23 protein-coding genes and 1 pseudogene are annotated in these 22,783 nt (G+C 39.5%); 4 read left to right on the top strand and 20 right to left on the bottom strand.

Annotated features, from left to right (window positions below; all coding sequences use genetic code 11):
• Nucleotides 1-9 precede the first annotated feature (9 nt).
• The 6 genes from ACO1D1_RS11535 to ACO1D1_RS11510 form a co-directional block, all read right to left on the bottom strand.
• Nucleotides 10-441 (bottom strand): FixH family protein, encoded by a 432-nt coding sequence (locus ACO1D1_RS11535; protein ID WP_423336030.1) that lies wholly within the window; start codon nt 439-441, stop codon nt 10-12.
• The gene (locus ACO1D1_RS11530) at nt 419-1,654 is read right to left on the bottom strand and encodes a copper resistance CopC/CopD family protein (RefSeq protein WP_423336029.1); all 1,236 of its coding nucleotides are present in this window, start codon (nt 1,652-1,654) and stop codon (nt 419-421) included. Before ACO1D1_RS11530 ends, ACO1D1_RS11535 begins: the two co-directional genes overlap by 23 nt.
• A gap of 240 nt (nt 1,655-1,894) precedes the next feature.
• On the bottom strand, nt 1,895-3,196 hold the full coding sequence (locus ACO1D1_RS11525; RefSeq protein WP_423336028.1) for an ABC transporter substrate-binding protein: 1,302 nt from the start codon (nt 3,194-3,196) through the stop codon (nt 1,895-1,897).
• Nucleotides 3,197-3,211: 15 nt separating this feature from the next.
• Nucleotides 3,212-4,042, bottom strand: a complete 831-nt coding sequence (locus ACO1D1_RS11520; protein WP_149869363.1) for a carbohydrate ABC transporter permease — start codon at nt 4,040-4,042, stop codon at nt 3,212-3,214.
• 18 nt (nt 4,043-4,060) lie between these two features.
• On the bottom strand, nt 4,061-4,912 hold the full coding sequence (locus tag ACO1D1_RS11515) for a carbohydrate ABC transporter permease (RefSeq protein ID WP_423336100.1): 852 nt from the start codon (nt 4,910-4,912) through the stop codon (nt 4,061-4,063).
• Between the two features lie 389 nt (nt 4,913-5,301).
• Nucleotides 5,302-5,496 (bottom strand): IDEAL domain-containing protein, encoded by a 195-nt coding sequence (locus tag ACO1D1_RS11510; RefSeq protein WP_149869362.1) that lies wholly within the window; start codon nt 5,494-5,496, stop codon nt 5,302-5,304.
• A gap of 197 nt (nt 5,497-5,693) precedes the next feature.
• On the opposite strand from ACO1D1_RS11510, the gene ACO1D1_RS11505 reads away from it, so the two are divergent.
• Entirely contained in the window at nt 5,694-6,539 is an 846-nt protein-coding gene (locus ACO1D1_RS11505; RefSeq protein WP_149869361.1) for an alpha/beta fold hydrolase, read from the top strand.
• Nucleotides 6,540-6,598: 59 nt separating this feature from the next.
• Here the strand turns inward: ACO1D1_RS11505 and ACO1D1_RS11500 are convergent, their stop codons facing one another.
• The 10 genes and pseudogenes from ACO1D1_RS11500 to ACO1D1_RS11455 form a co-directional block, all read right to left on the bottom strand.
• The gene (locus ACO1D1_RS11500; protein ID WP_149869360.1) at nt 6,599-7,198 is read right to left on the bottom strand and encodes a response regulator transcription factor; all 600 of its coding nucleotides are present in this window, start codon (nt 7,196-7,198) and stop codon (nt 6,599-6,601) included.
• Complete coding sequence (locus tag ACO1D1_RS11495; protein WP_149869359.1) at nt 7,195-8,331, bottom strand: sensor histidine kinase; 1,137 nt, start codon at nt 8,329-8,331, stop codon at nt 7,195-7,197. The genes ACO1D1_RS11500 and ACO1D1_RS11495 overlap by 4 nt, the downstream gene beginning before the upstream one ends.
• A 44-nt stretch (nt 8,332-8,375) precedes the next feature.
• Nucleotides 8,376-9,413, bottom strand: a complete 1,038-nt coding sequence (locus ACO1D1_RS11490; protein ID WP_149869358.1) for a fatty acid desaturase — start codon at nt 9,411-9,413, stop codon at nt 8,376-8,378.
• 215 nt (nt 9,414-9,628) lie between these two features.
• Nucleotides 9,629-10,252 (bottom strand): YitT family protein, encoded by a 624-nt coding sequence (locus tag ACO1D1_RS11485; RefSeq protein ID WP_149869357.1) that lies wholly within the window; start codon nt 10,250-10,252, stop codon nt 9,629-9,631.
• Between the two features lie 79 nt (nt 10,253-10,331).
• Nucleotides 10,332-11,213: a GNAT family N-acetyltransferase gene (locus tag ACO1D1_RS11480; RefSeq protein ID WP_149869356.1), complete on the bottom strand. Its 882-nt coding sequence runs from the start codon at nt 11,211-11,213 to the stop codon at nt 10,332-10,334.
• 111 nt (nt 11,214-11,324) lie between these two features.
• Nucleotides 11,325-12,492, bottom strand: a pseudogene (gene trpB / locus ACO1D1_RS11475) (tryptophan synthase subunit beta).
• A 181-nt stretch (nt 12,493-12,673) separates the two neighbouring features.
• On the bottom strand, nt 12,674-13,867 hold the full coding sequence (locus tag ACO1D1_RS11470; protein ID WP_149869354.1) for an ABC transporter permease: 1,194 nt from the start codon (nt 13,865-13,867) through the stop codon (nt 12,674-12,676).
• On the bottom strand, nt 13,864-14,556 hold the full coding sequence (locus tag ACO1D1_RS11465) for an ABC transporter ATP-binding protein (RefSeq protein WP_149869353.1): 693 nt from the start codon (nt 14,554-14,556) through the stop codon (nt 13,864-13,866). Before ACO1D1_RS11465 ends, ACO1D1_RS11470 begins: the two co-directional genes overlap by 4 nt.
• Entirely contained in the window at nt 14,553-15,680 is a 1,128-nt protein-coding gene (locus tag ACO1D1_RS11460) for an efflux RND transporter periplasmic adaptor subunit (RefSeq protein ID WP_149869352.1), read from the bottom strand. Before ACO1D1_RS11460 ends, ACO1D1_RS11465 begins: the two co-directional genes overlap by 4 nt.
• On the bottom strand, nt 15,680-16,351 hold the full coding sequence (locus tag ACO1D1_RS11455) for a Yip1 family protein (protein ID WP_149869351.1): 672 nt from the start codon (nt 16,349-16,351) through the stop codon (nt 15,680-15,682). Before ACO1D1_RS11455 ends, ACO1D1_RS11460 begins: the two co-directional genes overlap by 1 nt.
• 270 nt (nt 16,352-16,621) lie before the next feature.
• Here ACO1D1_RS11455 and ACO1D1_RS11450 point away from each other — a divergent pair, with 270 nt between their 5' ends.
• Nucleotides 16,622-17,953 (top strand): hemolysin family protein, encoded by a 1,332-nt coding sequence (locus tag ACO1D1_RS11450; protein ID WP_149869350.1) that lies wholly within the window; start codon nt 16,622-16,624, stop codon nt 17,951-17,953.
• 55 nt (nt 17,954-18,008) lie between these two features.
• Here ACO1D1_RS11450 and ACO1D1_RS11445 read toward each other — a convergent pair whose 3' ends face one another.
• The 3 genes from ACO1D1_RS11445 to ACO1D1_RS11435 form a co-directional block, all read right to left on the bottom strand.
• Nucleotides 18,009-18,935 (bottom strand): aldo/keto reductase, encoded by a 927-nt coding sequence (locus ACO1D1_RS11445; protein WP_423336027.1) that lies wholly within the window; start codon nt 18,933-18,935, stop codon nt 18,009-18,011.
• A gap of 99 nt (nt 18,936-19,034) precedes the next feature.
• Complete coding sequence (locus tag ACO1D1_RS11440) at nt 19,035-19,562, bottom strand: methylated-DNA--[protein]-cysteine S-methyltransferase (RefSeq protein ID WP_423336026.1); 528 nt, start codon at nt 19,560-19,562, stop codon at nt 19,035-19,037.
• A complete protein-coding gene (locus tag ACO1D1_RS11435) occupies nt 19,559-20,140 on the bottom strand; it encodes a bifunctional transcriptional activator/DNA repair enzyme AdaA (RefSeq protein ID WP_423336025.1) in 582 nt (193 codons plus the stop codon). The genes ACO1D1_RS11440 and ACO1D1_RS11435 overlap by 4 nt, the downstream gene beginning before the upstream one ends.
• A 123-nt stretch (nt 20,141-20,263) precedes the next feature.
• On the opposite strand from ACO1D1_RS11435, the gene ACO1D1_RS11430 reads away from it, so the two are divergent.
• Nucleotides 20,264-21,193, top strand: a complete 930-nt coding sequence (locus ACO1D1_RS11430) for a DNA-3-methyladenine glycosylase family protein (protein WP_423336024.1) — start codon at nt 20,264-20,266, stop codon at nt 21,191-21,193.
• A 196-nt stretch (nt 21,194-21,389) separates the two neighbouring features.
• Complete coding sequence (locus ACO1D1_RS11425; protein WP_149869345.1) at nt 21,390-22,028, top strand: endonuclease III domain-containing protein; 639 nt, start codon at nt 21,390-21,392, stop codon at nt 22,026-22,028.
• A gap of 132 nt (nt 22,029-22,160) precedes the next feature.
• On the opposite strand, the gene ACO1D1_RS11420 is transcribed toward ACO1D1_RS11425, so the two are convergent.
• On the bottom strand, nt 22,161-22,783 hold a 623-nt coding region (locus ACO1D1_RS11420), incomplete at its 5' end, for an amidohydrolase family protein (RefSeq protein WP_423336023.1).

The following is a 22,783-nucleotide window of genomic DNA, read 5'->3' as shown; positions in this document are numbered from 1 at the left end:
CGATTGTTATTATTGACTGCCGGCCAAAACGCTAAAATCAGTATCAATGCTTTCTAACGATTTTGTTAAAACGTGTACATGGACGTTCCATTTCCCAGCCATACTGAAATGCAAACCTTGTACCTGGTATTTTCCATCCGCAATTTTAGTAAGATTAACCGTCTCTTTGCCCATATCCATCTCAGGCATAGTAAAGGTTAAGTGTAATTGCTCAATATTTTTGATTGGCTGCCCTTGACGATCTTTGAGTGTAACTTCATATAAATTTTCGCCAATCCTATTAGGGGTCACTCTCAATGTCACCTGATTGCTGTGTGTGACTGTTTTAGATTCCTTAAAAGGCCCTGGAGATTGCATGGCTGTTGGTAAATTAGTTAGGACAACAGAAATAATTAGGATCATCAGTCCGACTGTAAACTCACCCCAGATGGATGCTGCCAAGCCTCTTCCCTCTTTTTCTTTTTCCTTTCATAAAATTCAAAGCCGCAAGGATGACCATCAACAAAAATAAAATAATTTTGCTTACTAACACCTTTCCATAGGCCGTTTGGAAAAGGGACGACAAGGTTGGAATGTATAATAGAATGCCAAACACTCCAGTAAAGGTTAAAAGAAGGACGAGAATGATGCCCCATTTGGAGAAACGGTTTACCATTAGTAGATAATCTTGTTTCGTTTCTGCACGTTTCCGCCAAGGCAACAGTGCAGCAAAGCCGATTAAACTTCCTACCCAAATTGATGCAGCCAGCAAATGGACAAAATCCATTGATATTTTTACTAATTGATTGTTTCCTGCTGCCGCATGACTAGTGAATGTCTTTGTCAGCAGCAACGCTATTCCTAAACCAAAACATGCCCAAACAATGACCTTTTTCGTGCTCTCAGCCATCCCAATAAATGAAGTGATAAGGCCTAGAGTCAATAGAATGGCAGCCTGGTAAATCCATGTTTGCCCAAAGGCTGTATTCGATAAGACATTTTCAAGCAGTTGAAAGCTAAACACTTCACTCCAAGGGAGTCCGGATTCTATTGTAGCTTGTAATGGCAAGCTTAGCAGAATACTCATGAATAATAGTACAAAACTTATTCCATACATTCTAAGGAACAACTGATCCGCTGTCCTATTTTTACGATATCCTTTTGGTAAAATAGCCATGTAAAAAAACAGGAGCCCGACATAACTGGCATTGCTGAGATATTGCAGCCAACGGATCATAATGAGATCTGCTTTTGGTGTATAACCTTCAGTCTCATTATGTAACCCTGAAGTGCCTTGACTCTCTGTTCCAATTTGAAAGGGAATGACACCTTCAACAGGATGACCGTCACTTGAAACAACCTTCCATTTTATTCGATATGTCCCTTCTGAAAGGTTCTTCTTCAATCCGCTCTTTAAAACGGAAGGCTGCTTTGGATCAATCTGTCCATTTTCTTTATCGACCCTGTTTCCTTCTGAATCGAAAACTTTGATTGAATGAAAAGCCGGCTGGATGGATTCGTCAAATTGAATCGTTACTTCCTTTGGTGGTTTTTCTAAGATTTCATTTTCTAACGGCATCGACTGTTTAATATAAGCATGGGCAGAAAAAATAGACGGAAATAAAAATAGGGATATGACAACCACGGACATGCATAATTTACTTTTTAAATTCAATGTATTTCTCCCCTAACACTCTTGTAACTCGAACCCGTTCATTCATTAGTTTCTTTTATCACTATCGATACAATGATAATGGTAATAAAACATATTAACAATATTAATCCAGGAATAAATTATGGCTAATTATTGAACATTAATAGATAACTAATGTAAAATTAGTTTATACTACTTTCAATTTTTAAAACAACAGGCCGCTATCGTAAGAGATAGCGGCCTTTCCAATGATCATCATCTTTATTTACTTACTTTATCTAATGCACGCTGCGCCTCTTTTTGGGCTTCCTGTAATGCCTTTTCTGCTAAGATTCCTTCGATTTCTACTTTATCCGCAGCCTTAACAAGTGCGTCATAGATTTTTCCGCCGGTAGGATCAACAAATGGCGGTGTAGCCATTTGTGCCTGCTGAAGTGGGACAGCGATTTGTGGATTTTTTTCAGCAAACTCTTTATAGGCCGGTACATCCACCGCTGATTTTCTAACAGGGATATATCCAGAATTAATCGACCAGTCAGCTGTATTTTCAGCATTCGTGAAAAACGTTAACCATTTAAATGCTGCCTTTTTTTCTTTCTCTGAAGCAAGAGCCGGAATCGCTCCCATATGTGCACCAGCGTGCGGTGCAGCTTGTTTTCCTTCCCAGCCGGGCTGTGGATAGGCAGCAAGAATTGAAAAGTCCAGATCACCTTGGTCACCACTCGAACCGGTATACCCTGCGGCACGTCCCTGCATTACATCATCAATTGTTTTATACCAATACTCCCAGCCTTGTCCATCATGATGGATGGCCATTGATTGATCTTCGTGAATTCCTTTTTTGAAAAGCTCCCATGCCTTTACCCATTCAGGGGAATCGATGACCACTTTCTTGCCATCTTCGCTTAAATATTTTCCCCCGTTGCTGAGGGCTGCATCTATCATATTATCGGGACCCCACATTGGCTCCCATCCATATACTTCAGTAACGTTTCCATTTTTCTTTGTTAATTGTTTAGCAGCCTCAGCCAGTGACTCCCATGTTTTAAGCTGTTCCGGAGAAATCCCTGCTTTTTCGAACATATCCTTCCGGTAATACAGAACTTGAGTGGTTCCGTAAAGCGGCAGGGCATATTGTTCACCATTTATTGTCCCTTGCTGATAAAAAGCAGCAATAAAATCTCCTGAATTAAACTCACCATCCTCTTTTATGTAGGTTGTCAACGGAGCAAGAACCCCCTTTTTCGCAAATGCGTTCATTGGGTCATTTTTCAATAGAACAGCTGCCGGCACCTTTTTGGCCGCGATCCCAGCTTGCAGCTTTTGCAGTGTTTCATCGTACGAACCTTGAGCAACTCCAATGACCTTTACTTCATTCTGACTATTATTAAATTCTTTAATTCGCTCTTCAACACCCTTCCCCAACTTTCCACCAAGACCATACCAAAACTCAATTTCTACAGGTCCATTTGCTGATGAAGATTTCGTCGAAGTACAGCCGGTTATCAATGAAACTAGTAAAATAACTATTGTGCTAATTGAGAAAATCTTTTTTGTAAACATTTCTATTCCTCCCTCTTATCCTTTTAATCCTTGATCACTAATTCCAGAGATAATCCATTTTTGCGCAAACACAAACAAGATTAATAATGGCAGCACGGCGAAAGCACTGGCAGCCATTATAAGCGGCCATTGAATCCCATACGCACCCTCTTGAATGAAAAATTGCCTTAACCCTGTGGTGATTAAATACTTCTTTTCACTTGTTGTTATTAGCGTTGGCCAAAGATAACTATTATAGTTTTGGACAAAGCTAATCAACCCGAATGTGACAAAGGTTGCTTTAGTCGTTGGAAAAATGATCGTCCAAATAATTCTCCAATGGTTTGCACCATCAACCCTTGCCGCCTCAACCAATTCTTTCGGAACCTGCATAAACGCCTGTCTAAACAGAAATATTCCAAACACACTGACAGCATTAGAAAAAATCAAGCCTTTATATGTGTCCAGTAAATGGAAATCAGCTAAAATAACATAGCTCGGCACATATGTTGCCGCTGTAGGCAGCATATACGTAATCAGAATAATTGAAAACAGCAGGTTTCTTCCTTTAAATTTTAATTGCGTAAAGGCATAGGCAATTAACGCCGAATTGACAATTTGAATCAATACAATTACACATGCAGTAAAAACGCTGTTAAAAATGTACTGATCAAATGGTGCCATCGCCCAAGCTTCACTGAAATGATTCCACATCGGTTTTTCCGGCCACAAAGTAGGCGGAAATTGCCAGATCTCATCTTTCGTTTTAAGGGCACTTACCACCATCCATAAGAAAGGGAAAACCATCATTAAACTAATAAAAATAAAACTTACATGCTTCAGCATCACTATAGGCAGCTTTTTCATTTCCTGATGCCCCCTTTCTTATTGATAATGAACCCAACGCCTTGATAACCAAAATTGAATGAATGAAAATACCGCAGTAATAATGACCAGCAAGATTGCCGTAGCGGTCGCTTTCCCCATATTAAATTCTTCAAATGCTGTCTGATAGTAGAAATACAGCATCGTTCTTGTACTTCCTGCCGGCCCTCCCTGCGTCAAGACCTGAATTTGATCATAGGCCTGAAGCGCATCAATCGAGGTAATCACAACTAAAAACAATGTTGTTGGGGAGATGATCGGTACGGTAATATGTAAAAATTGACGCCACTTGCCAGCACCGTCCAATGCCGCGGCTTCATACAGGCTGACAGGAACTCTTTTCAAGGCATTCAGGTAAAAGATCATCGCCCAGCCAACACCCTTCCAAATACTAACGATTATGACTGCCGGCATAGCCCATGTGGAACTTGAGGTCCATTCAAGAGCTGGAAGATGCAGCAGATTTAACAACCAATTAGCTAAACCTACATTGGGCTCATAAATCCATGACCAAACAATAGAAACCGCGACAGTCGGCGTTACCCAGGGCGAAAAAATCAGGGCTCGATAAATCCCCATTCCCTTTCCACTTCCGCCTACGAATAACGCAAGCAAGAGCCCGCCTGAAACACAAGGTATAACCACACCCATCGAAAAAACAAGTGTATTTAGCAAGACAGAGTAAAACGCCGGGTCAGATAATAGATCGGTATAATTACTGAAGCCTACATATTCAAATTCGGGACTGACATAATCCCAATCGGTAAAACTAATGAGCAGTGACCTAACCATCGGATAAATCCAAAATATGAATAGCGGAATAATAGCCGGTAAAATAAAGAACAAAGGCATAATAGAAAATTTCCTTCCCGGTCCTTTTATAGCTAGTAATCTTTTATTCGACTTCAGTTTTGCAGCAGGTACACTCACACCACCACCTCCTAATTTCAATTTATGAATATATTTAAAATATATTAATTCAAATATTGAACACATTTTTTATCTTACCAAGGCTTTCCTTTTCTGTAAACAAGAAATTAAAAAAATTGTCATATTTTCTCCCCTGGTAAAATCCCTAAAAAAGTAAAAAAACCGCTTGGAACGCCCAAACGGTTTTTAACTATTTTTATTCTTTCCAAACTTCTTCAAACCTCACCTTTACGCCATTCTATAACGGCCAAGAATCCCCAGTCCAATGGATTGGGGATTCTTTTAAAAAAATAGCGTCGATTGTTTTCAAGTTACGAAATTTTCTTTAACTCTTCTGTTAGTTTCAGGAATAATTCCTTATTCCCATCCTGTAATGTTTGGTCGATTTCCTTTCGGATTTTCTCCCTCCTAAAATCAAGCAGGGCATTATTTAGAAACATCTCAGCAACTGCAGCATCTGTATACTCATCCGAATGTTGTGGTGAATTTAATAATTTCTTTTCCATGGAAATCAACTCCTTGAGCTTTTTTTTATTATACAAGAAGTTTTCTAAAAATTCAAATACTTTATTTTATTTTTTTAAAAAAATTTTAGGAAAAATTCATATACCTTTTTTACTTTATTTAAATTTTTCGTGTAAGGGTCAAAAATAAGGGTACATTAATTTCAACTCTTCATTTTTGGAATAAGGAGGAAGATTATATGGATAAGGCTGGATACACAGGCTATCAGCCGATAAATAACATTAATGTTTATTATGAATTTTATCCGCATCCGACAGCGGAAAAGACGTTTGTTTTATTACATGGATTTCTTTCTTCCACCTTCACATTTCGTCATTTAATTTCACTGTTAAAAAACGAGTACCAAGTGTTATCCGTGGATCTCCCTCCCTTTGGAAAAAGTGCAAAATGCAATCAATATGTGTACTCCTATAAAAACCTCGCTCAAACGGTGATTAAACTAACAGAATCTTTAGGATTAAGAAACATGACCTTTATCGGCCATTCCATGGGCGGGCAAATTGTCCTTAATATCCTGCACATGATGCCTGAGCTTGCCGACAAGGCTATTCTACTTTGCAGCTCAGCTTATTTAAAACGCTCCAAACTGCCATTAATTATTTCTAGCTACATTCCATACTTTCATTTATTTGTGAAATATTGGTTTGCTCGAACAGGAGTGAAGAAAAATCTCCAGGATACACTTTACAATCACTCCATTATTAATGAGGAAATGATAAATGGATATCTTCAGCCATTTTTAGAGGATGGTATTTTCGTGGCACTGACAAGAATGATTCGCGACCGAGAAGGAGACCTTCCCGTCGAGGTGCTTAAGCAAATTAAAACCCCTTGCCTTTTGATATGGGGAGATCATGATAAATCCATACCGCTTAAAGTCGGGGAGCAGCTTAACAAAGATTTAACCAACTCTGAGCTAATCGTGTTAAAAGAAACGGGACATGCATTGCCGGAAGAACGTCCCATTGAAGTATTTGAATATATCAAAAGTTACATAGGAAAATTTCAAACGACAGCCGAATAATTGTGAATTCGGCTGCCGTTAATCGTTTTTTTTCGGTGACCCCTGCCGAAAAAACAACTTCATTTAAACCATCCCTTTTCTTTTGATTGGGTAATGGCTTCAATTCGATTTTTTACTTCAAGTTTATCTAAGATCACGGAAATATAGTTCCGGACAGTTCCAGTTTTAATACTTAGCTCTTCAGCGATTTCCTTTGTGTTCATTCCATTGGCCACGAGCTCTAGCACTTCTTTTTCTCGTTCTGTTAAAGGATTTTCTTCTCCGTACACATCATCCATTAATTCCGGGGCATAAATTCGTCTGCCAGCCATTACATTCCGGATTGAACTCGCCAGCTCCTCACTCGGACTATCCTTTAATAAATAGCCGCTTACACCCGCTTTTAAAGCACGCTGGAAATATCCAGTTCTGGCAAAGGTTGTTAAAATTATTACTTTAGAGCCAAGACCCTTAAGCTCTTCAGCGGCCTCAAGGCCGCTCTTTCCGGGCATTTCAATATCCATAATACAGATATCAGGCTGTAATTTCTTAACCAAGGCTACGGCCTCTGCACCGTTTGAGGCCTTCCCAACCACTTCCATATCTTCTTCTAAATTAAGCAATGAACCAAAGGCTCCTAAAAGCATTTGCTGGTCTTCGGCAATGACGATTCTTATCATCTTCGCTCCTCCTTCTCCAACGGCTTGACATCATTCGGCACTCTAATAATCAGGGTAGTTCCTAGCTTTGTTAGTAGCTCTAGATTTCCATTAATAAATTCCAGCCGTTCTTTCATCCCAATTAATCCATGACCCTGGGTTAAAGTTTCTGTCTCACTCTTAAAAACACCATCGTCACGAATAGTCATCACGGTTTCTTTCCACGATTGTTCAATCGAAATGCAACAAGTTTTGGCTTTACTGTGTTTCACCACATTGTTTACGGCTTCCTTCAAGCACATGCTTAATATATTTTCAGTTAACAGCGAAACATTAGCCAAAGTGAAGTCTCCTTCACTGACAAAATTGATTTCTGCCGCTTTAATAATTTGCTTGACCCGGATTATTTCATCCTTTAAGCGGATGCCGCGCATTGAAGAAACCATTTTTCGCACTTCACTTAACGCCGTTCTTGCCGTCTGCTGCACATCTTTTAATTCCTGCCGCGCCTGCTCCGGATCCTTCCCAATCAATTTCCGTGCCAAATCCGTCTTCAAACCAATCAATGAAAGTTTTTGCCCAAGCGTATCATGAAGGTCTCGGGCAATTCTATTACGTTCCTCTATTTTGACTAGTTCAGAAATTCTTTTGTTAGCGTCCTCCAGCTTTTCTTCTAACTGTCCCCGCTCCTTGCGATTATGTATGCTAAATGGAAGAAGGATGACACTTATCCAAATAATGATAACAAAAGGAAGCTGTGTTAAAAATAATTTCTCATGAATGACAATATTATAGTTGATGGCCGCTGATGTACTGATTAGGTGGATAAAATACAAGGTAAAAAAAGCAATACGGTCCTTAATATTACCAATAAAATAGGCTAAGAAAAAAGCAAAATAAACATAGCTGAAAAGGCTTGACGCCGTGATGGAAATTCCAATGAGGATCAATGTCCATAGGTATACTGGCCATCCTTTTGAAATAAAGGCAATTCGGTAAAGGATAAAGAACACTATGGTGAGTAAAACCCCCACAACAATTTCGATTGTGGAGGAGGATTGAAAAATAAAGTAAAAAGGCAATATACAAAGAATGGTCCATATATACGGTGCAATACCATTGTTTTTTTGAAATGTCATATATTTCTTAATCATAAACAGGACCTCATTTGCGAAAGTATTACCGTAATAACTCTATCCTATCTAACGGTGCCTTCATTTTTTCCTAATACATTCTCTATTTTAGCTGAAATTCCTACATCTTTAAACCTAACAAACTTTTTAGCCTCTTCATCCCAGAGATGGAATTTTAACGAACTCAAGCTTGTCCCCAATGTAACGGTAGGTACATTTTGTAATGGAGGTGTATTATTATGTGCTTCCTCCAATTTATAGTTTGGCACTCTGGGGCTTAAATGGTGAACATGGTGATAGCCAATATTCCCAGTTAACCATTGCAGGACCTTCGGCAGTTTATAGAATGAGCTGCCTTCCACTGCTGCCTTGACATATTCCCAATCCTTATCTTCTTCAAAATAAGAATCCTCAAACGTATGCTGAACGTAGAAGAGCCAAATCCCTGCAGAACCTGACAATAAAAAGATTGGACCTTCTACCAACAAGAATGATTCCCAGCCAATTGCCCAGCAAAGCAACCCAATCAATGATACAAGTGAAACGTTGGTTAAATAAGTGTTGAGTCGTTCCTTTAGCCTTGCACCTTTTCTGTTAAAACGATTTTTGATAAGAAAAACATAAATGGGACCTAAAACAAACATAACAAATGGATTACGGTACAAGCGATACTGTGCACGAGCCGCAAATGACGCAGACATATATTCTTCCACTGTCAGCATCCAAATATCTCCAGTCCCACGCTTATCGAGGTTACTGCTTGTTGCGTGATGGACTGAGTGATCATGTGCCCATTGACTATAAGGAAATACCGTTAAAATTCCTGTGATTGTTCCAAGTATTTTATTCGCTTTCCGATTTTTAAAGAAGGAATGGTGGCAGCAGTCATGGAAAATGATGAACGTCCGCACCAAAAATCCTGAGGCAACTACTGCAATCGCCAAGGTTAGAAAATAAGAAATCGACAGACTTTCATAGGCAAGAAACCATAGACTAAAAAAAGGTACGATGGTATTGATCACCTGCCATATACTGGCTTTTGTATTTGAATTTTCGTAAGGTGCAACTTGCTTTCGCAAACTTTTTTGTTTTTCGTTCATCATAGTTTGACTTCCTTTCCACTTCTTAGTTATCACAAGTATAAGGAAAGAAATCAACACAAAAAAGTAATACGTGTCATATACAAACCATGATAAATGTCATCTTCAGAAATACCGGCCACATTGCAAAGCTTGAAGCAAAGGGTTCCTTTAATAAAGTACTTCGTACCTTTTTTAACAAGCACAAAATAGCAAGCTAAGAAAAAGGACACTGACCATCAATTGTGTCCCTCAATAGAAAAATCAATTGTCTTATATGCTACAATAAAGGTTGCCAGTGAATAAAAGGCTTCATGCAAACCAAAGATAAAAATCGAACTTCCAAATATAAACAAGTTAAATAGCAAGACAAATTGTCCAATTGAAAAAGGGGAACGTTGACTAAACAGGATGGCTAATACCTCTGTCCCATCCAAGCAGGCACCAAACCGAATCGTAATACCAACACCTAATCCTAAACCGATCCCTCCAAGAACAATCACTAAAATGGGGTTATCGGTTATGACTGGAAACGGTTCAAGCAAATATGTTCCTGCTGATAAAACAAGGATAGCGAAAAGGCTGAGCGAAAGAAACCTTTTTCCCAGGTATGAATAAGCAAGGATGAAAAAGGGAGTATTCAGTAGTAATAGAAACAAACCGACTTCCTGGCGGGTGATATGTGAGAGAATAATGCTAATGCCAATAATTCCCCCGTCAATTACATAATTTTTCACCAAAAATAATTGCAGGGAAACCGCGACAAGAGAAGCCCCCAAAAAAATAAAACAAATCCGCTGAAAAAAAGACGAACTTTCTGCTCTACTATTGTTTATGTAAAACCTAACCCTTGTCCAATCCATATAACTCCCCTTTTACTCAAAATACAGTCCTTAAGTATGATTAATTATATTCCATCATGCTTAAAAAATTCCATTTCGCCTATGCTTGGGATGTTAATGGGTGTTTAAATTCGGGTGGCCATATGATGTTTGTTTGGTTCTTGATAAAGAGAGGATTCCTTGTTTGGTATGGTTGTTTGACAATGGCAGCTTTTTGACTTTCAGGTTGAAAGTGGAAAACCACTCTATTAATATTTTTATTGGCGATTTTATTTACAATTTCATCAATATTCACTTTCTCACTAAAAACTACATCATAAAGGTGTAAGATATTTTCTTCTATTTGAAAGATTACTAGTGCCTTTTCCTCTTCAAGATAATAGAGGTCATGACTGAATACCATCAAACAATAAAACATTAGGAGTTCTTCACTGCTTACTGTTCCAAAGGTTTTCGAACCTGAGACCCTGTCTGCCGCTAACGAATAAATAAATGCTAAATCCTCAGCACAGCTGCCGTCTAATTTTTTTACTGTCGGACGATTTTCGAGGTGGTTGTGACTATAATCCAGTAAAAACTGTACTTCCTCTATCCTCTGAAAGCCAAATTTCGGATAAAAATCCAACACCGTTTGATTCGCAAACAAATAAATAAGGTCAACATGCTTATAATCCTCTAGAACCATTCCCATCAGCCGTCTCGAAAGTCCTTTATTCCGGTAATCTGGATGTGTCATGACCGTTCCGATTTGAACCGCATGTTTCATCTCACCATTGATGAATAAATTTATGAGATTAACGGATACATTCGCTACCACCGTATTATGCTCAATATAAGAATATGGTTGATACTTTTCTGTCCAATATCCGTGTCGGTACCAGGTTTCAAACTCGATGCCAAACGTGTTTTTTGCTAATTGATTAAAACTATTTCTTAATAATTCATGATCTTTGTATCCCTTTACAAAAATTAATTCTTCCATATGCCTTAACTCCTCAAAAAATTGACTTTCCCATGTGGTTTGCTATACCGATAGGCAGCAGGTTAACAGAAATAGAGCGAAAGATGGTTCCCTCGCCCTTTCCCTTTTCGATTAACTTTTTAACATATGAAAAACCTGCTCGACATCTTTATCGCCGCGGCCTGAAAGATTTACAATCAGTACATCGTCAGCAGCCAATTCTTTTGCCAGCTTCATAGCGCAGGCAACCGCATGAGAGCTTTCCAATGCCGGAATGATGCCTTCCGTTTTACTCAGTAATTGAAATGCTTCTAGTGCCTCTTGTCCACTGACAGTCACATATTCAGCCCTGCCGCTTGTTTTCAAATAACTATGTTCTGGACCGACACCAGGATAATCTAAGCCGGCGGCAATGGAGTACGTTGGTCTAGGCTCTCCCTTTTCATCAAGCAGTGTCAAACATTTAAATCCATGAATGACAGCTGGGACACCTTCTGTTAAAGTTGGTGCTTCTGCTGGTTCTGATCCGATTAAGCGAACATTGGGTTCATCAATATAGTGAGCAAATGCGCCAATCGCATTGCTGCCGCCTCCTGCACAGGCTATAACAGCAGTTGGCAGTTTTCCTTCTTTTATAAGAATCTGCCGTTTAGATTCCTCACTAATAATTGCCTGAAAATGTTTAACCATTGTTGGATATGGATGAGGACCGACCGCAGATCCTAGTAAATAAAAAGTATTTTTATAGTTTTGAACCAGATCCCCCAATGCTTCATCCACAGCATCCTTTAAACGCCCCTGGCCTTTTTCAACCGGAACAACCTTGGCCCCTAATAATTCCATGCGAAAAACGTTTAGAGCCTGTCGCTCAGTATCTAATTTGCCCATATAAATGATACATTCCATTCCAAACATGGCACAAGCGGTTGCCGTCGCCACACCGTGCTGACCAGCCCCTGTTTCTGCGATAATCCGCTTTGCCCCCATTCGTTTGGCTAATAAAATTTGCCCGATTGCATTATTAATTTTGTGTGCACCAGTATGGTTTAAATCTTCACGTTTTAAATAGATTTTTGCCCCGCCAATCTGCTTTGTTAAATTTTCAGCAAATGTTAACGGGTTTTCTCTACCGATATATTCTCTAAGATAATAGTTTAATTCCTCAAATAAACTCTGGGTCGTCCTTATACTTTAAAAATTGTTCCTCGAGTTCATTCATCACTTGCTGCAAGTCATCCGGAATAAAACTGCCGCCAAACTCTCCAAAATAACCTTTGCTTTCTACACTCACTTTTTCCATCCTCGACTCGTCTCCTTCTAAGCTCTTATTTTGGCCAGGTGAACCCATAACAGTTAACTGAATATTTCACAAATTATCTTATCATAACGTTCTTCTTCTGCCAACTTTTCAATCATTAACTTATACTAAAAAAATGAGGCACCAATTTGTGTGTGTCTCGCCATAAAATAATATTTACTGACTATTCATACCGAAGTGATTCAATCGGATCAAGCTTGGCAGCCTTATTGGCCGGCAATAGGCCAAACAAGACACCAATAACCATAGAAAATAAAACCCCGCCTAACACCACTTGCCATGATACCAAAGATGGCCACCCGGCAAAGAAGCTTACAACCGTTGCTGTTCCCCAACCAAGAAAAATTCCCAATACACCTCCTATTAAGGTTAACGTCATGGATTCGATAAGGAATTGCGTTAAGACCTGCCCCCGCGTTGCCCCAAGTGCCATACGGATTCCTATCTCCCTTGTTCTTTCAGTTACTGATACAAGCATGATGTTCATAACCCCAATGCCTCCGACAAATAAGGAAATTCCTGCAATGCTCCCGATGATTAAGGTCATAATTTTAGTAATCTGTCCAATTCCTTGAGCAATTTCTTCCATATTAATGACCTGATAGGATTTTTCAGTATTATGCCTATTATTTAAAAGACTTGCTGCTTTTTTACCTGCCGCCTGCAGTTTTTCAGCAGAAGCCGCTTGAAGCGTTACCTGGGTAAAATCGCTGCTGCCGTAAATATTTTTCCAGGTTTGAAATGGAAGATAAACCTCCATTGAACCAAATGAAAGGAGGCCTGTCGGCTTTTCTAAGACACCGATAATTTCAATTGGCTGGCTGGCGACTACTATCACTTTCCCTACAGGATTTTCCTTTTTAAACAATTCTTCCTTCAACTTATCGCTGATGAGACCCGTTCGTCTGCCGCCAAGAAAATCAGCAGAAGAGAAACTTCTTCCCTTTGCTATCTTCCATTCATTTAATTGTAAATAGGCCTGATTAATACCAGTTGTCGATACGTCTGCTGTATTTTTTTGAAATCTGGCAGCAGATAATTTGGTACTGGAGGCGACAACCCGTTTGATCTCCGGGATTTGTTCAAGGGCTCGAATATCCTCTTGCTTAAATGGCGCCTGCATGAAAACGTTCGGATTTGCCCGCATTTCCTCATCAGAAGGCTGATAAAACATTTCAATCGTATTCCCGGGTCCGGTAATCTGCGATTTCAGCATCGCTTCTCCCCCTTGACCGATGGCCACTACTATTATGACAGCACCAACCCCAATAATAATCCCAAGCATTGTCAGGATACTCCGCATCTTATGCGCCTTAAGAGAACTTAAAGCCATGGTTAGGTTTTCCATAAAACTCATCTCAATCGCCCCCGATTCTTCTCAGCAGGGGCCTGAATCATCCCGTCGCGCACCATAATCGTCCGATTGGCATATTCCGCCACTTCTGGTTCATGGGTAACAACAATAACGGTTACACCCTCGACATTTAGCTCGCGAAATTGCTCCATAATATCCATGCTGGTTTTCGTGTCAAGTGCCCCGGTTGGTTCATCTGCAAGAATAAGCTTAGGTTTATTCACAATCGATCTGGCAATTGCCACTCGCTGTTTTTGTCCGCCAGATAAGGCATTGGGAAGATGATCCATCCGATCTGACAATCCTACTTTCACTAATGCCTCTTCTGCCCGTGCCTGGCGCTCCTTTTTCCCTATTCCGGCATAAATCATCGGAAGTTCAACATTCTTTAATGCCGATAAACGCGGCAGCAAATGGAATTGTTGAAAGACAAAGCCAATAGACTGATTTCTGACACGGGCCAATTCTTTGTCATTATAATGCGAGACATTTTCCCCGCCCAGAAAGTAGTTACCTTCAGTTGGTTTATCCAAACAGCCAATAATATTCATCAATGTCGATTTACCAGAACCTGATGGGCCCATAATGGCTGCAAACTCACCATTCTTAATCTCAAGACTAATCCCATTTAATACAGGAACACTTTCCTTTCCAAGCAAAAATGATTTTGTGATGGATTCGAGCTGGATCATTTGACTGTCACTTCCAACCCGTTCTTAAGATTATCGGGCCCACCAACAATGACCTTGTCTCCCTTTGTTACCCCTTCAAGTATTTCAATCTTCTCTCCGGAGGTAATACCCGTCTCCACCTTTTGCTTAGTGGCTTTTCCTTCCTTTACGATAAAGACATAAGGCTGATCCCCATCATCATGCACTGCATCAATTGGCAAAACCATGGCAGACCTTTTTTCTGTTTCAATCTCCATAATGACTTGGAAGCCAGGCTTTAAGGCCTTGGTGTCGCCTGAAATTTTCACTATAACTGGATACTGGACAGCTTGGCTGCCATTTTGCATTCCTGCCTGACTTTGCTGTGGGAGAAGGGCAATCTTTGTGATTTCTCCCTGCCATTCCTGACCTGGCACTGCATCAGACTTCAACATGACCTTTTGGCCGCTGTTCACTTTTAATGTGTCATATTCAGATAATAGGCCTGCAGCTGTCAACCCTTCCAGCTTCCCAATATGTATGATAGGTTCAGTCATCGTTCCTTCCAATGTCGAAGCGTCGGGTTTTTTTGCTGATAATACGATACCGTCTATGTTACTCTGAATCTTTAAGTCGGCTTGGCGCTTGCTAATCATATTTTTTTGAAGTGAAGTTTGCTTCAAATCCAAATTGGCTAATTTCTTTTCCATTTCAAGCTGCTCCAGCTCCGGTGCAAGCTGTTTCTTTGCTTCCTCTTTTCCCACTTGGTCTGACAAGGTCTTTTCCTTCTCTTTTAACTGCTTTATTTTCTTATCCATTTGATTAAGCTTCAAATTAGCCGATTCAATGGCCAGTTTGTTTTGCTCAATTTCTAAATCTAGCTGAGGATTTTGCAATGTTGCCACGACTGTTCCCTTCTTAACCTCCTGCCCTTCTTCGACGAGAAGCTCCTTCAGCTCTCCTTTGTCTGGTGTGGCATAGACCATTTGTTCTTCTTGAAGCTTTACTGTACCTGGAATCATTAGCTGCGAAGAAATTTCTTGTTCGCTAATTCCAGCTGTTTTCACAGAAGGTCCTTTTGCCAAAACTTGCCGGTAAACACTGACCGCTATCATGATGACAACTAGACTGATTACACCAATTGTAATCCACGTTTTCTTTTTCATTATAGCTTCGGCGCTCCTTGAAACAGAGTCCCAATCAATCCAAAGCCAATCTGAATTAAGAAGAAGACAATGGCAATTGTCCAGGCGAGGCCTTTAGAAAATCCTGCTGTTTTATGGAGTCCTAAAGCTGTTAATATTACTCCCCAAATTCCAAATACTTCAATTGACCCTAAGACACCCGCTTTTTCAGAATCTAACAAACCAGCTAGACTAGTAATATAGATTTCCGGATTGCCGCCAATTCCAAACCTTATAGCCATGTTTAATAAGACTCCAATTGCTCCAATTATCATAATGTAGGTATTCATTGAAAATAACTGTTTAAAGGTAACCGCTGCATTTGCTATTTTGGCGATAATTAACTGAATCACACTACTAATAAGCACACCGAAAATTGGAATAAATAATCCCATCACTGCCATCATTATTTTCGTGAATCCTAAAATAAGATTTACTTGATCTTCCGGAATTCCTTGCCCAATTAATGTTTCCACATCCATGGAGAGAGCCATTAGCGTTGTACCGACTGTGTAGATGAGTGTAATAATAATCAAAGGGACCCAAATTTTAGGATTTTGCTTAATCCTTTCAAACTGTTGTCCCGGGCTTGTAAACATCCCTAGTAAACTCGGATTCTCTTTCTTCACAATCATGTCTTTTTCCAATTCCATTTTCAACACCCCTATTTCCACATATGTAAAATATTCCTATTAAGTATACGACAAACTAGAGCGAAAGTTTCACTTTTTTGGAAATTGGTGCATAACACCAATCTGGAATTCACACATAAACATGAACCATAGTTCACCTTTGTATTGACAAAATGGTTGGTTTTATGCAATAATTGAACTATAGTTCATATTCAAATAAATCAACTTTATAGATTAATAATAATTTTAACGACTGGAGGTGTAGGCCTTACAAAATTTAAGGCCAGCCATTTGGACATAGTTAACCTGATCATCATTGCCATCTTCATTGCATTGACTGCGTTTTTTGTAGCGGTAGAATTTGCAATTGTGAAAGTAAGAGGCACACGTATTGATCAACTGATAAAGGAAGGAAAAAGCGGAGCAACAGCAGCTAAACACGTGGTAACAAACCTGGATGAATATTTATCCGCCTGTCAGCTTGGAATTACCGTTACCGCACTAGGGATAGGCTGGTTGGGAGAGCCAACTGTTTCAAAATTATTGGAGCCATTATTTAATTTGGTTCATTTAAATGGTTCCTTCTCGCATATATTATCCATCATCATTTCCTTTGCACTTGTTACCTTCATTAATGTGGTAGTCGGCGAATTAGCTCCCAAATCGTTTGCCATTCAAAAGGCTGAAAAGATTACGCTTGCTTTTGCCAAACCGATGATCTTATTTTACAAATTGTTTTATCCCTTCATCTGGCTGCTTAATACCTCTGCCAGAAAAATCACGGGACTATTCGGGCTTAAGCCTGCCTCTGAAAATGAATCGGCTCATTCAGAAGAAGAACTAAGGATTATACTGTCTGAAAGTTATCAAAGCGGGGAAATCAATGAATCCGAATTAACCTATGTGAATAACGTGTTTGATTTTAACAATCGTACAGCCAAAGAAATTATGGTCCCTAGGACTGAAATGGTAAGTATCTCTGTCGATGCTCAGCCGGAAGTTATCCTTTCATTAATGAAGCAACAAAAATATACTCGCTATCCTGTCATTAACGGCGATAAAGATAACATTATTGGGATTATCAATCTCAAAGATATTTTAATGACCAAAATATCGCATGACATTGTAAATAAGCAATCGATTACGGCTTTCATCAAACCGGTCATAAGTGTGATTGAAACCATTCCCATACAAAGTTTACTATTGAAAATGCAAAAAGAAAGAACACATATGGCAATCCTTTTGGATGAGTTTGGAGGTACCTCTGGTCTCGTTACAGTAGAAGATATCCTTGAGGAGATTGTTGGTGATATCCGCGATGAATTTGACGCAGATGAAATTCCCGAGGTCCGTAAACTAAACGACGAGCACTTTATTGTGAATGGTAAGGTTTTAATTGAAACGATCAACGACCTTTTAGGCACATCGATTTCAAATAAGGATTTGGACACCATTGGCGGCTGGTTTTTGTCAAAAAAATTCGATGCTAAACAAGGCGATGGCATTGAATTGGATGGTTATTCCTTTAGAATTAAAGAAATGGAAGAACATCATATAGAATATATGGAAATTCAAAAGCTGGCTGAGCTGGGGTACACGATCCCTAAAACATCTGTTTCTTAATATTAAAACGGCGTGAGAATCTTCTTATTGGAAGATGATTCTCACGCCTTATTTTTTAAGGTACGATATTCCCTGCAGCCTTGTAAATTTCATACCATTCTTCTCTTGTCAATCTGATTTCTGCGCCTTTACATGCTTCCTTCATTCGCTCTGTATTGGTAGTTCCAAGGACAACCTGAATATTAGCCGGATGGCGGGTGATCCACGCTGTAGCTATACCCGTATTCGTAACGCCATATTTTTCGGCAATATTGTCTACCACTTTGTTCAGTTCTGGAAACCGTTCTAAATCGCCTAAAAACGATCCTTCAAAGAAGCCATGTTGGTATGGGGACCATGCTTGCATCGTAATATCATGCAGACGGCAATATTCTAATATGCTGCTGTCACGGTTAATGGCTTGGTCAGTTTTCATGTTGAGCGCGATACCTGAGTCAATCATTGGAGTGTGCGCAATGCTAAATTGAAGTTGATTGACCACCAGTTTATATGGAATGTATTTCTGCAGCAGCTCAATCTGTGCAGGGTTATGGTTTGATACGCCAAAATACTTTACCTTACCACTCGTTTGAAGCTCTTCAAACGCCTCTGCTACTTCAGCTGGTTCCATCAATGGATCCGGGCGGTGAAGCAGCAGAATATCAATATACTCGGTTTTCAACCGTTTTAAAATACCATTAACAGACTCTAAGATATGCTCTTTCGAAAAATCAAAATAACCTTCCGATGAGATAATCCCGCATTTACTTTGCAAGATCATTTTTTCGCGGATAGCAGGGTTCATTTGTATCGCATCTGCAAAGATTTCCTCACACTTTCCTTTTCCATAGATGTCTGCATGGTCAAAGAAATTAATCCCCTCTTCCATCGCTGTCCGGATTAATTTTTCAGCCTCTGATAAAGAAAGCTGGGTTAAACGCATATTGCCCATAATCATGTTGGAAACATTTAAATCTGTGTTGGCAATGTTTATGTATTTCATTAAGGTCCCTCCTCTTATTGTAATCAATATCATTATACTATTGATGGCCGAAACATTAGAAATAATAATATCTTTATCAAAAAACAATCGATGTAATAATCAGTGGATTGTTTCCCGCTCTAATTCCAGAAGTTGTGTTTTCATCTCTAAACCGCCACGGTAACCGGTCAACGAGCCGTTTTTTCCGACAACACGGTGACATGGCACTGTAATTAAAACTGGATTAGCACCGATGGCCGCTCCTACTGCACGAACAGCGGCAGGTTTATTAATATGGTTTGCAATGTCTGAATAGGTTTTTGTCTCTCCAAACGGAATCTCACAAAGCGCGTTCCAAACCGAAACTTGAAACTCTGTCCCATGATAATCAAACGGGACGGAGAAATTCTTTCGTTCCCCCTCAAAATATTCTATTAATTCGGCTGCATAAGGCTCCAGCTTCTCCCTATCTTCCACTAGCGGACTGCCAGGAAACCGCTTTTCTGCCCAATCAGAAAATTCTTCGAATGGCTTGTTCTGTGACCCAACATAGCAAAGCCCTTTCTCTGTCGCTGCAATATATAAATTCCAATTTTTAATATTCAATAATGACCAATAAATAGGGGCCTTCCTATTTTGTACTTTCATTTTGTTCCCTCCGATTCATGTAATTGACGGAAATAGGCGGGTGTAGTATCTGCCATCTTTTTAAATAATGTAATAAAATAAGGAGTATTGGGTATACCTACTGCCTTCGCTATATCCGCAATTGCCCGGTCCGACTGAAGTAATAACTTTTTGGCCATATTTATTCTAACCTGCTGAATATATTCAACAGGCGTATTACCGGTAATCTTTTTAAATGTCCGATGCAAATGATACGGGCTACCATGGCTCATTTCGGCCAGGGTATCAAGAGTTAGCTTTTCAGGATAATTCTTATCAATGTATTCTGTAATGAGTGCAACCCAATCGTTATCAGGTAATCGCTCATTTGTGGGTTTGCATCGTTTACATGGACGGAAATGGGCCAACAGTGCCTCTTCAGCGTTTTGAAAGATCAAGACATTTTCCTTTTTAGGAATGCGTGATTTACATGACGGCTTACAGAAAATCCCCGTGGTCTTAACAGCATAGAAAAATTGATTATTGTATGATGCATCATTGCCAATAATGGCCTGCCACTTTTCATCTGTTATGATTTCGCTTGAATCCTCTTGAATCATTTTGACCACCTCTTCTATAATTATAGCTCCAGATCAAACTGAATGTACTATTTCCAGATAAAAAAGCAAGATAGTGAAATTACTTTTTATGATAATGATAGAAAAAGATGTGGAGGTTTTATTGTGACTGATAGGCAAAATAGTTGGCAAGAAGTCAATGGAGATATCATCATAGACTTGCCAAGAGATTTTAATATAAAGGCAAATCTTGGCTATTTAGAACGTAACAAGAATGAATGTATGTTTGAAGTCGAAAACGAAATTATCACGAGGGTGATTCCCGTTGCAGGAACACGTTCGTTAGTACAAATACACGTAAATGTCCGGAATCAGATGATTGTCCAGTTCTTAAAAGACTCTAGACCTCTTCAACAGTCGGGGCTGGCTGAAGTTGTTCAGTTCATTCGCGAATGGTTTGACCTTGATCGTGAATTGACGCCATTTTATGAAATGGCCAAAGCAGACTCGCTGCTTATGGGGCCAGTCCAACAATTCTACGGATTACGTGTAATCGGCGTTCCAGATTTATTTGAGGCCCTTTGCTGGGGAGTCTTAGGGCAGCAGATCAACTTAGCATTCGCCTACACGTTAAAAAGACAATTTGTTGAAAAATTTGGCGATTCAATCGAGTGGAATGGCAAGAATTATTGGGTATTTCCTTCCTATGAACAAATTGCAAAATTAACACCTGTAGATCTGGCAGATATTAAAATGACTTTGAAAAAAAGCGAATATATTATTGGCATTGCCCAATTGATGGCCAGCGGGGAATTATCGAAGGAAAAATTATTAAGATTGGACAGCCTTAAAGAAGCCGAAAAGAGTTTAGTTAAGATCCGAGGGATAGGTCCATGGACAGCGAATTATGTATTAATGCGCTGCTTGCACTTTACCTCAGCATATCCGATGGATGATGTCGGACTGCATAATGCCATTAAATATTTAACCGGTTCAGAGAAAAAGCCCGGGAAGGATGAACTCTTAGGGTATTCATCAAGATGGGAGAATTGGCAAGCCTATGCCACGTTTTACTTATGGCGAGTTCTTTACTAAAAATGCGAAACCTATAATTTACTGTCGGGAAGGGCAGCAATACTATCGGATAGGGTAAATTTACTGTCGGATAAGATGAGTTTACTGTCGGATAAGATAGATTTACTGTCGGAAAGGTGTTTTACAAAAGTTTTCGGCTACACTCTTTCCTACTATATGAAGTGGAAATAGGATTAGAAAGCGATTAGGTGAATAAATGAAGCACGATTATCAATTAATTTACAATAAACTATACACACACTACGGTCCTCAAGGATGGTGGCCAGCTGAGACACCGTTTGAAATGATGATAGGATCTATCCTCGTGCAAAATACGAGCTGGCATAATGTTGACAAGGCCCTAGACAATCTGAGACCTTTTTTAGATCCTGAAGCAATAGACAATTTACCTCTCGATGAGCTTGCTCAGATCATCAGGCCAAGCGGCTTTTTCAATATAAAGGCAAAGCGGATCAAGTCATTTATGGAATGGTTTAAAACATATGAATATGAAATCGATTTGATAAAAACAATAGACAGACATCAACTGCGCACCGAACTTTTAAACATAAAAGGCATCGGCCCCGAAACGGCTGATGTTATCTTACTTTACGCATTTGATACTCCGATTTTTGTCGTGGACGCCTACGCAAGGCGGATATTTTACCGCTTGGGCTATGATATGCCAGAATTATATGATGGCTTTAGAAATCAAATTGAAAAAGAGCTGCCTAAAGACTTGGTGCTATTTAATGAATATCACGCCCTTCTCGTTGTACACGCGAAGGAGCATTGCAAGGCATCACCCATTTGTGATGGGTGTCCATTAATGAATATGTGTAAAAAAAGATTTTAAAATAACCACAATCCCTTCTGAAAGGCAGGCAGCCGATCCAGAAAAAATATGACTTTGAATGATAAAAAGACCAGAATCAAATGTGATCCTGATCTTTTGCCACACTGCAATAAAAAGTGCTGTGAATATCTTTTATAAAAGTCCCTCCTCCATCATCCGTAACATTTCACTATCGGCTTGGAGAATATCTTTTTTAGCCCGTAAACTGACTTCTTTAGCTGCCTGCTGCGCATCTAAAATTGCACTTCTCGTATCAATCGTTGTTATTTGTCGGTTTTCCATGATAATTTTTCCGTCAATAATACTCGTTTCAACTTCATGACCTCTAGCTGAATAAACAAGATTGGGTATAATATTTCGAATTGGATCAATGAAAAGAGGTGAAAGCGTTGGTTCCAGCAAGTTAATCATTATGACATCTGCTTTCTTTCCTTTTTTTAATGACCCCACTTCATGGTCAATCCCCATTACTTTCGCTGCATCAATTGTGGCTAACCGAAGCGATAGCGCTGCCGGAAAGACTGTTGGATTTGATCGCTTAACTTTATTTAAAATGGCAGCAAATTTCATTTCATTAAACATATTATTGCAATTGTTTCCAGGCGCTTGGTCGGAGCCTAATCCGGCAATACCCCCACTTTCAATAAATTTTAAAACTGGCGGGACTAATCCATCTATTATACCGATGCTGCCGGAGCAATAAACCATTCCTGCACCGCTCTTTGCGATGGCCTCTGTTTCTTCATCCGTTGCCT

This window comes from Neobacillus sp. 19 (assembly GCF_049463095.1).
Classification (GTDB): Bacteria; Bacillota; Bacilli; order Bacillales; family Cytobacillaceae; genus Neobacillus.
This window is presented reverse-complemented; position numbering and strand designations above follow the sequence as displayed.

Bases quoted from the DNA above. Each gene is read 5' to 3' on its own strand.
- ACO1D1_RS11485 (WP_149869357.1), bottom strand. From the start codon at position 10,252: ATGGATTGGACAAGGGTTAGGTTTTACATAAACAATAGTAGAGCAGAA.
- ACO1D1_RS11505 (WP_149869361.1), top strand. From the start codon at position 5,694: ATGGATAAGGCTGGATACACAGGCTATCAGCCGATAAATAACATTAAT.
- ACO1D1_RS11440 (WP_423336026.1), bottom strand. From the start codon at position 19,562: ATGAAAGTACAAAATAGGAAGGCCCCTATTTATTGGTCATTATTGAAT.
- ACO1D1_RS11525 (WP_423336028.1), bottom strand. From the start codon at position 3,196: ATGTTTACAAAAAAGATTTTCTCAATTAGCACAATAGTTATTTTACTA.
- ACO1D1_RS11510 (WP_149869362.1), bottom strand. From the start codon at position 5,496: ATGGAAAAGAAATTATTAAATTCACCACAACATTCGGATGAGTATACA.
- ACO1D1_RS11500 (WP_149869360.1), bottom strand. From the start codon at position 7,198: ATGATAAGAATCGTCATTGCCGAAGACCAGCAAATGCTTTTAGGAGCC.
- ACO1D1_RS11495 (WP_149869359.1), bottom strand. From the start codon at position 8,331: ATGATTAAGAAATATATGACATTTCAAAAAAACAATGGTATTGCACCG.
- ACO1D1_RS11435 (WP_423336025.1), bottom strand. From the start codon at position 20,140: ATGATTCAAGAGGATTCAAGCGAAATCATAACAGATGAAAAGTGGCAG.
- ACO1D1_RS11455 (WP_149869351.1), bottom strand. From the start codon at position 16,351: ATGGAATTGGAAAAAGACATGATTGTGAAGAAAGAGAATCCGAGTTTA.
- ACO1D1_RS11490 (WP_149869358.1), bottom strand. From the start codon at position 9,413: ATGATGAACGAAAAACAAAAAAGTTTGCGAAAGCAAGTTGCACCTTAC.
- ACO1D1_RS11460 (WP_149869352.1), bottom strand. From the start codon at position 15,680: ATGAAAAAGAAAACGTGGATTACAATTGGTGTAATCAGTCTAGTTGTC.
- ACO1D1_RS11445 (WP_423336027.1), bottom strand. From the start codon at position 18,935: ATGAAATACATAAACATTGCCAACACAGATTTAAATGTTTCCAACATG.
- ACO1D1_RS11470 (WP_149869354.1), bottom strand. From the start codon at position 13,867: ATGAGTTTTATGGAAAACCTAACCATGGCTTTAAGTTCTCTTAAGGCG.
- ACO1D1_RS11425 (WP_149869345.1), top strand. From the start codon at position 21,390: ATGAAGCACGATTATCAATTAATTTACAATAAACTATACACACACTAC.
- ACO1D1_RS11465 (WP_149869353.1), bottom strand. From the start codon at position 14,556: ATGATCCAGCTCGAATCCATCACAAAATCATTTTTGCTTGGAAAGGAA.
- ACO1D1_RS11480 (WP_149869356.1), bottom strand. From the start codon at position 11,213: ATGGAAGAATTAATTTTTGTAAAGGGATACAAAGATCATGAATTATTA.
- ACO1D1_RS11515 (WP_423336100.1), bottom strand. From the start codon at position 4,912: ATGCCTTTGTTCTTTATTTTACCGGCTATTATTCCGCTATTCATATTT.
- ACO1D1_RS11520 (WP_149869363.1), bottom strand. From the start codon at position 4,042: ATGAAAAAGCTGCCTATAGTGATGCTGAAGCATGTAAGTTTTATTTTT.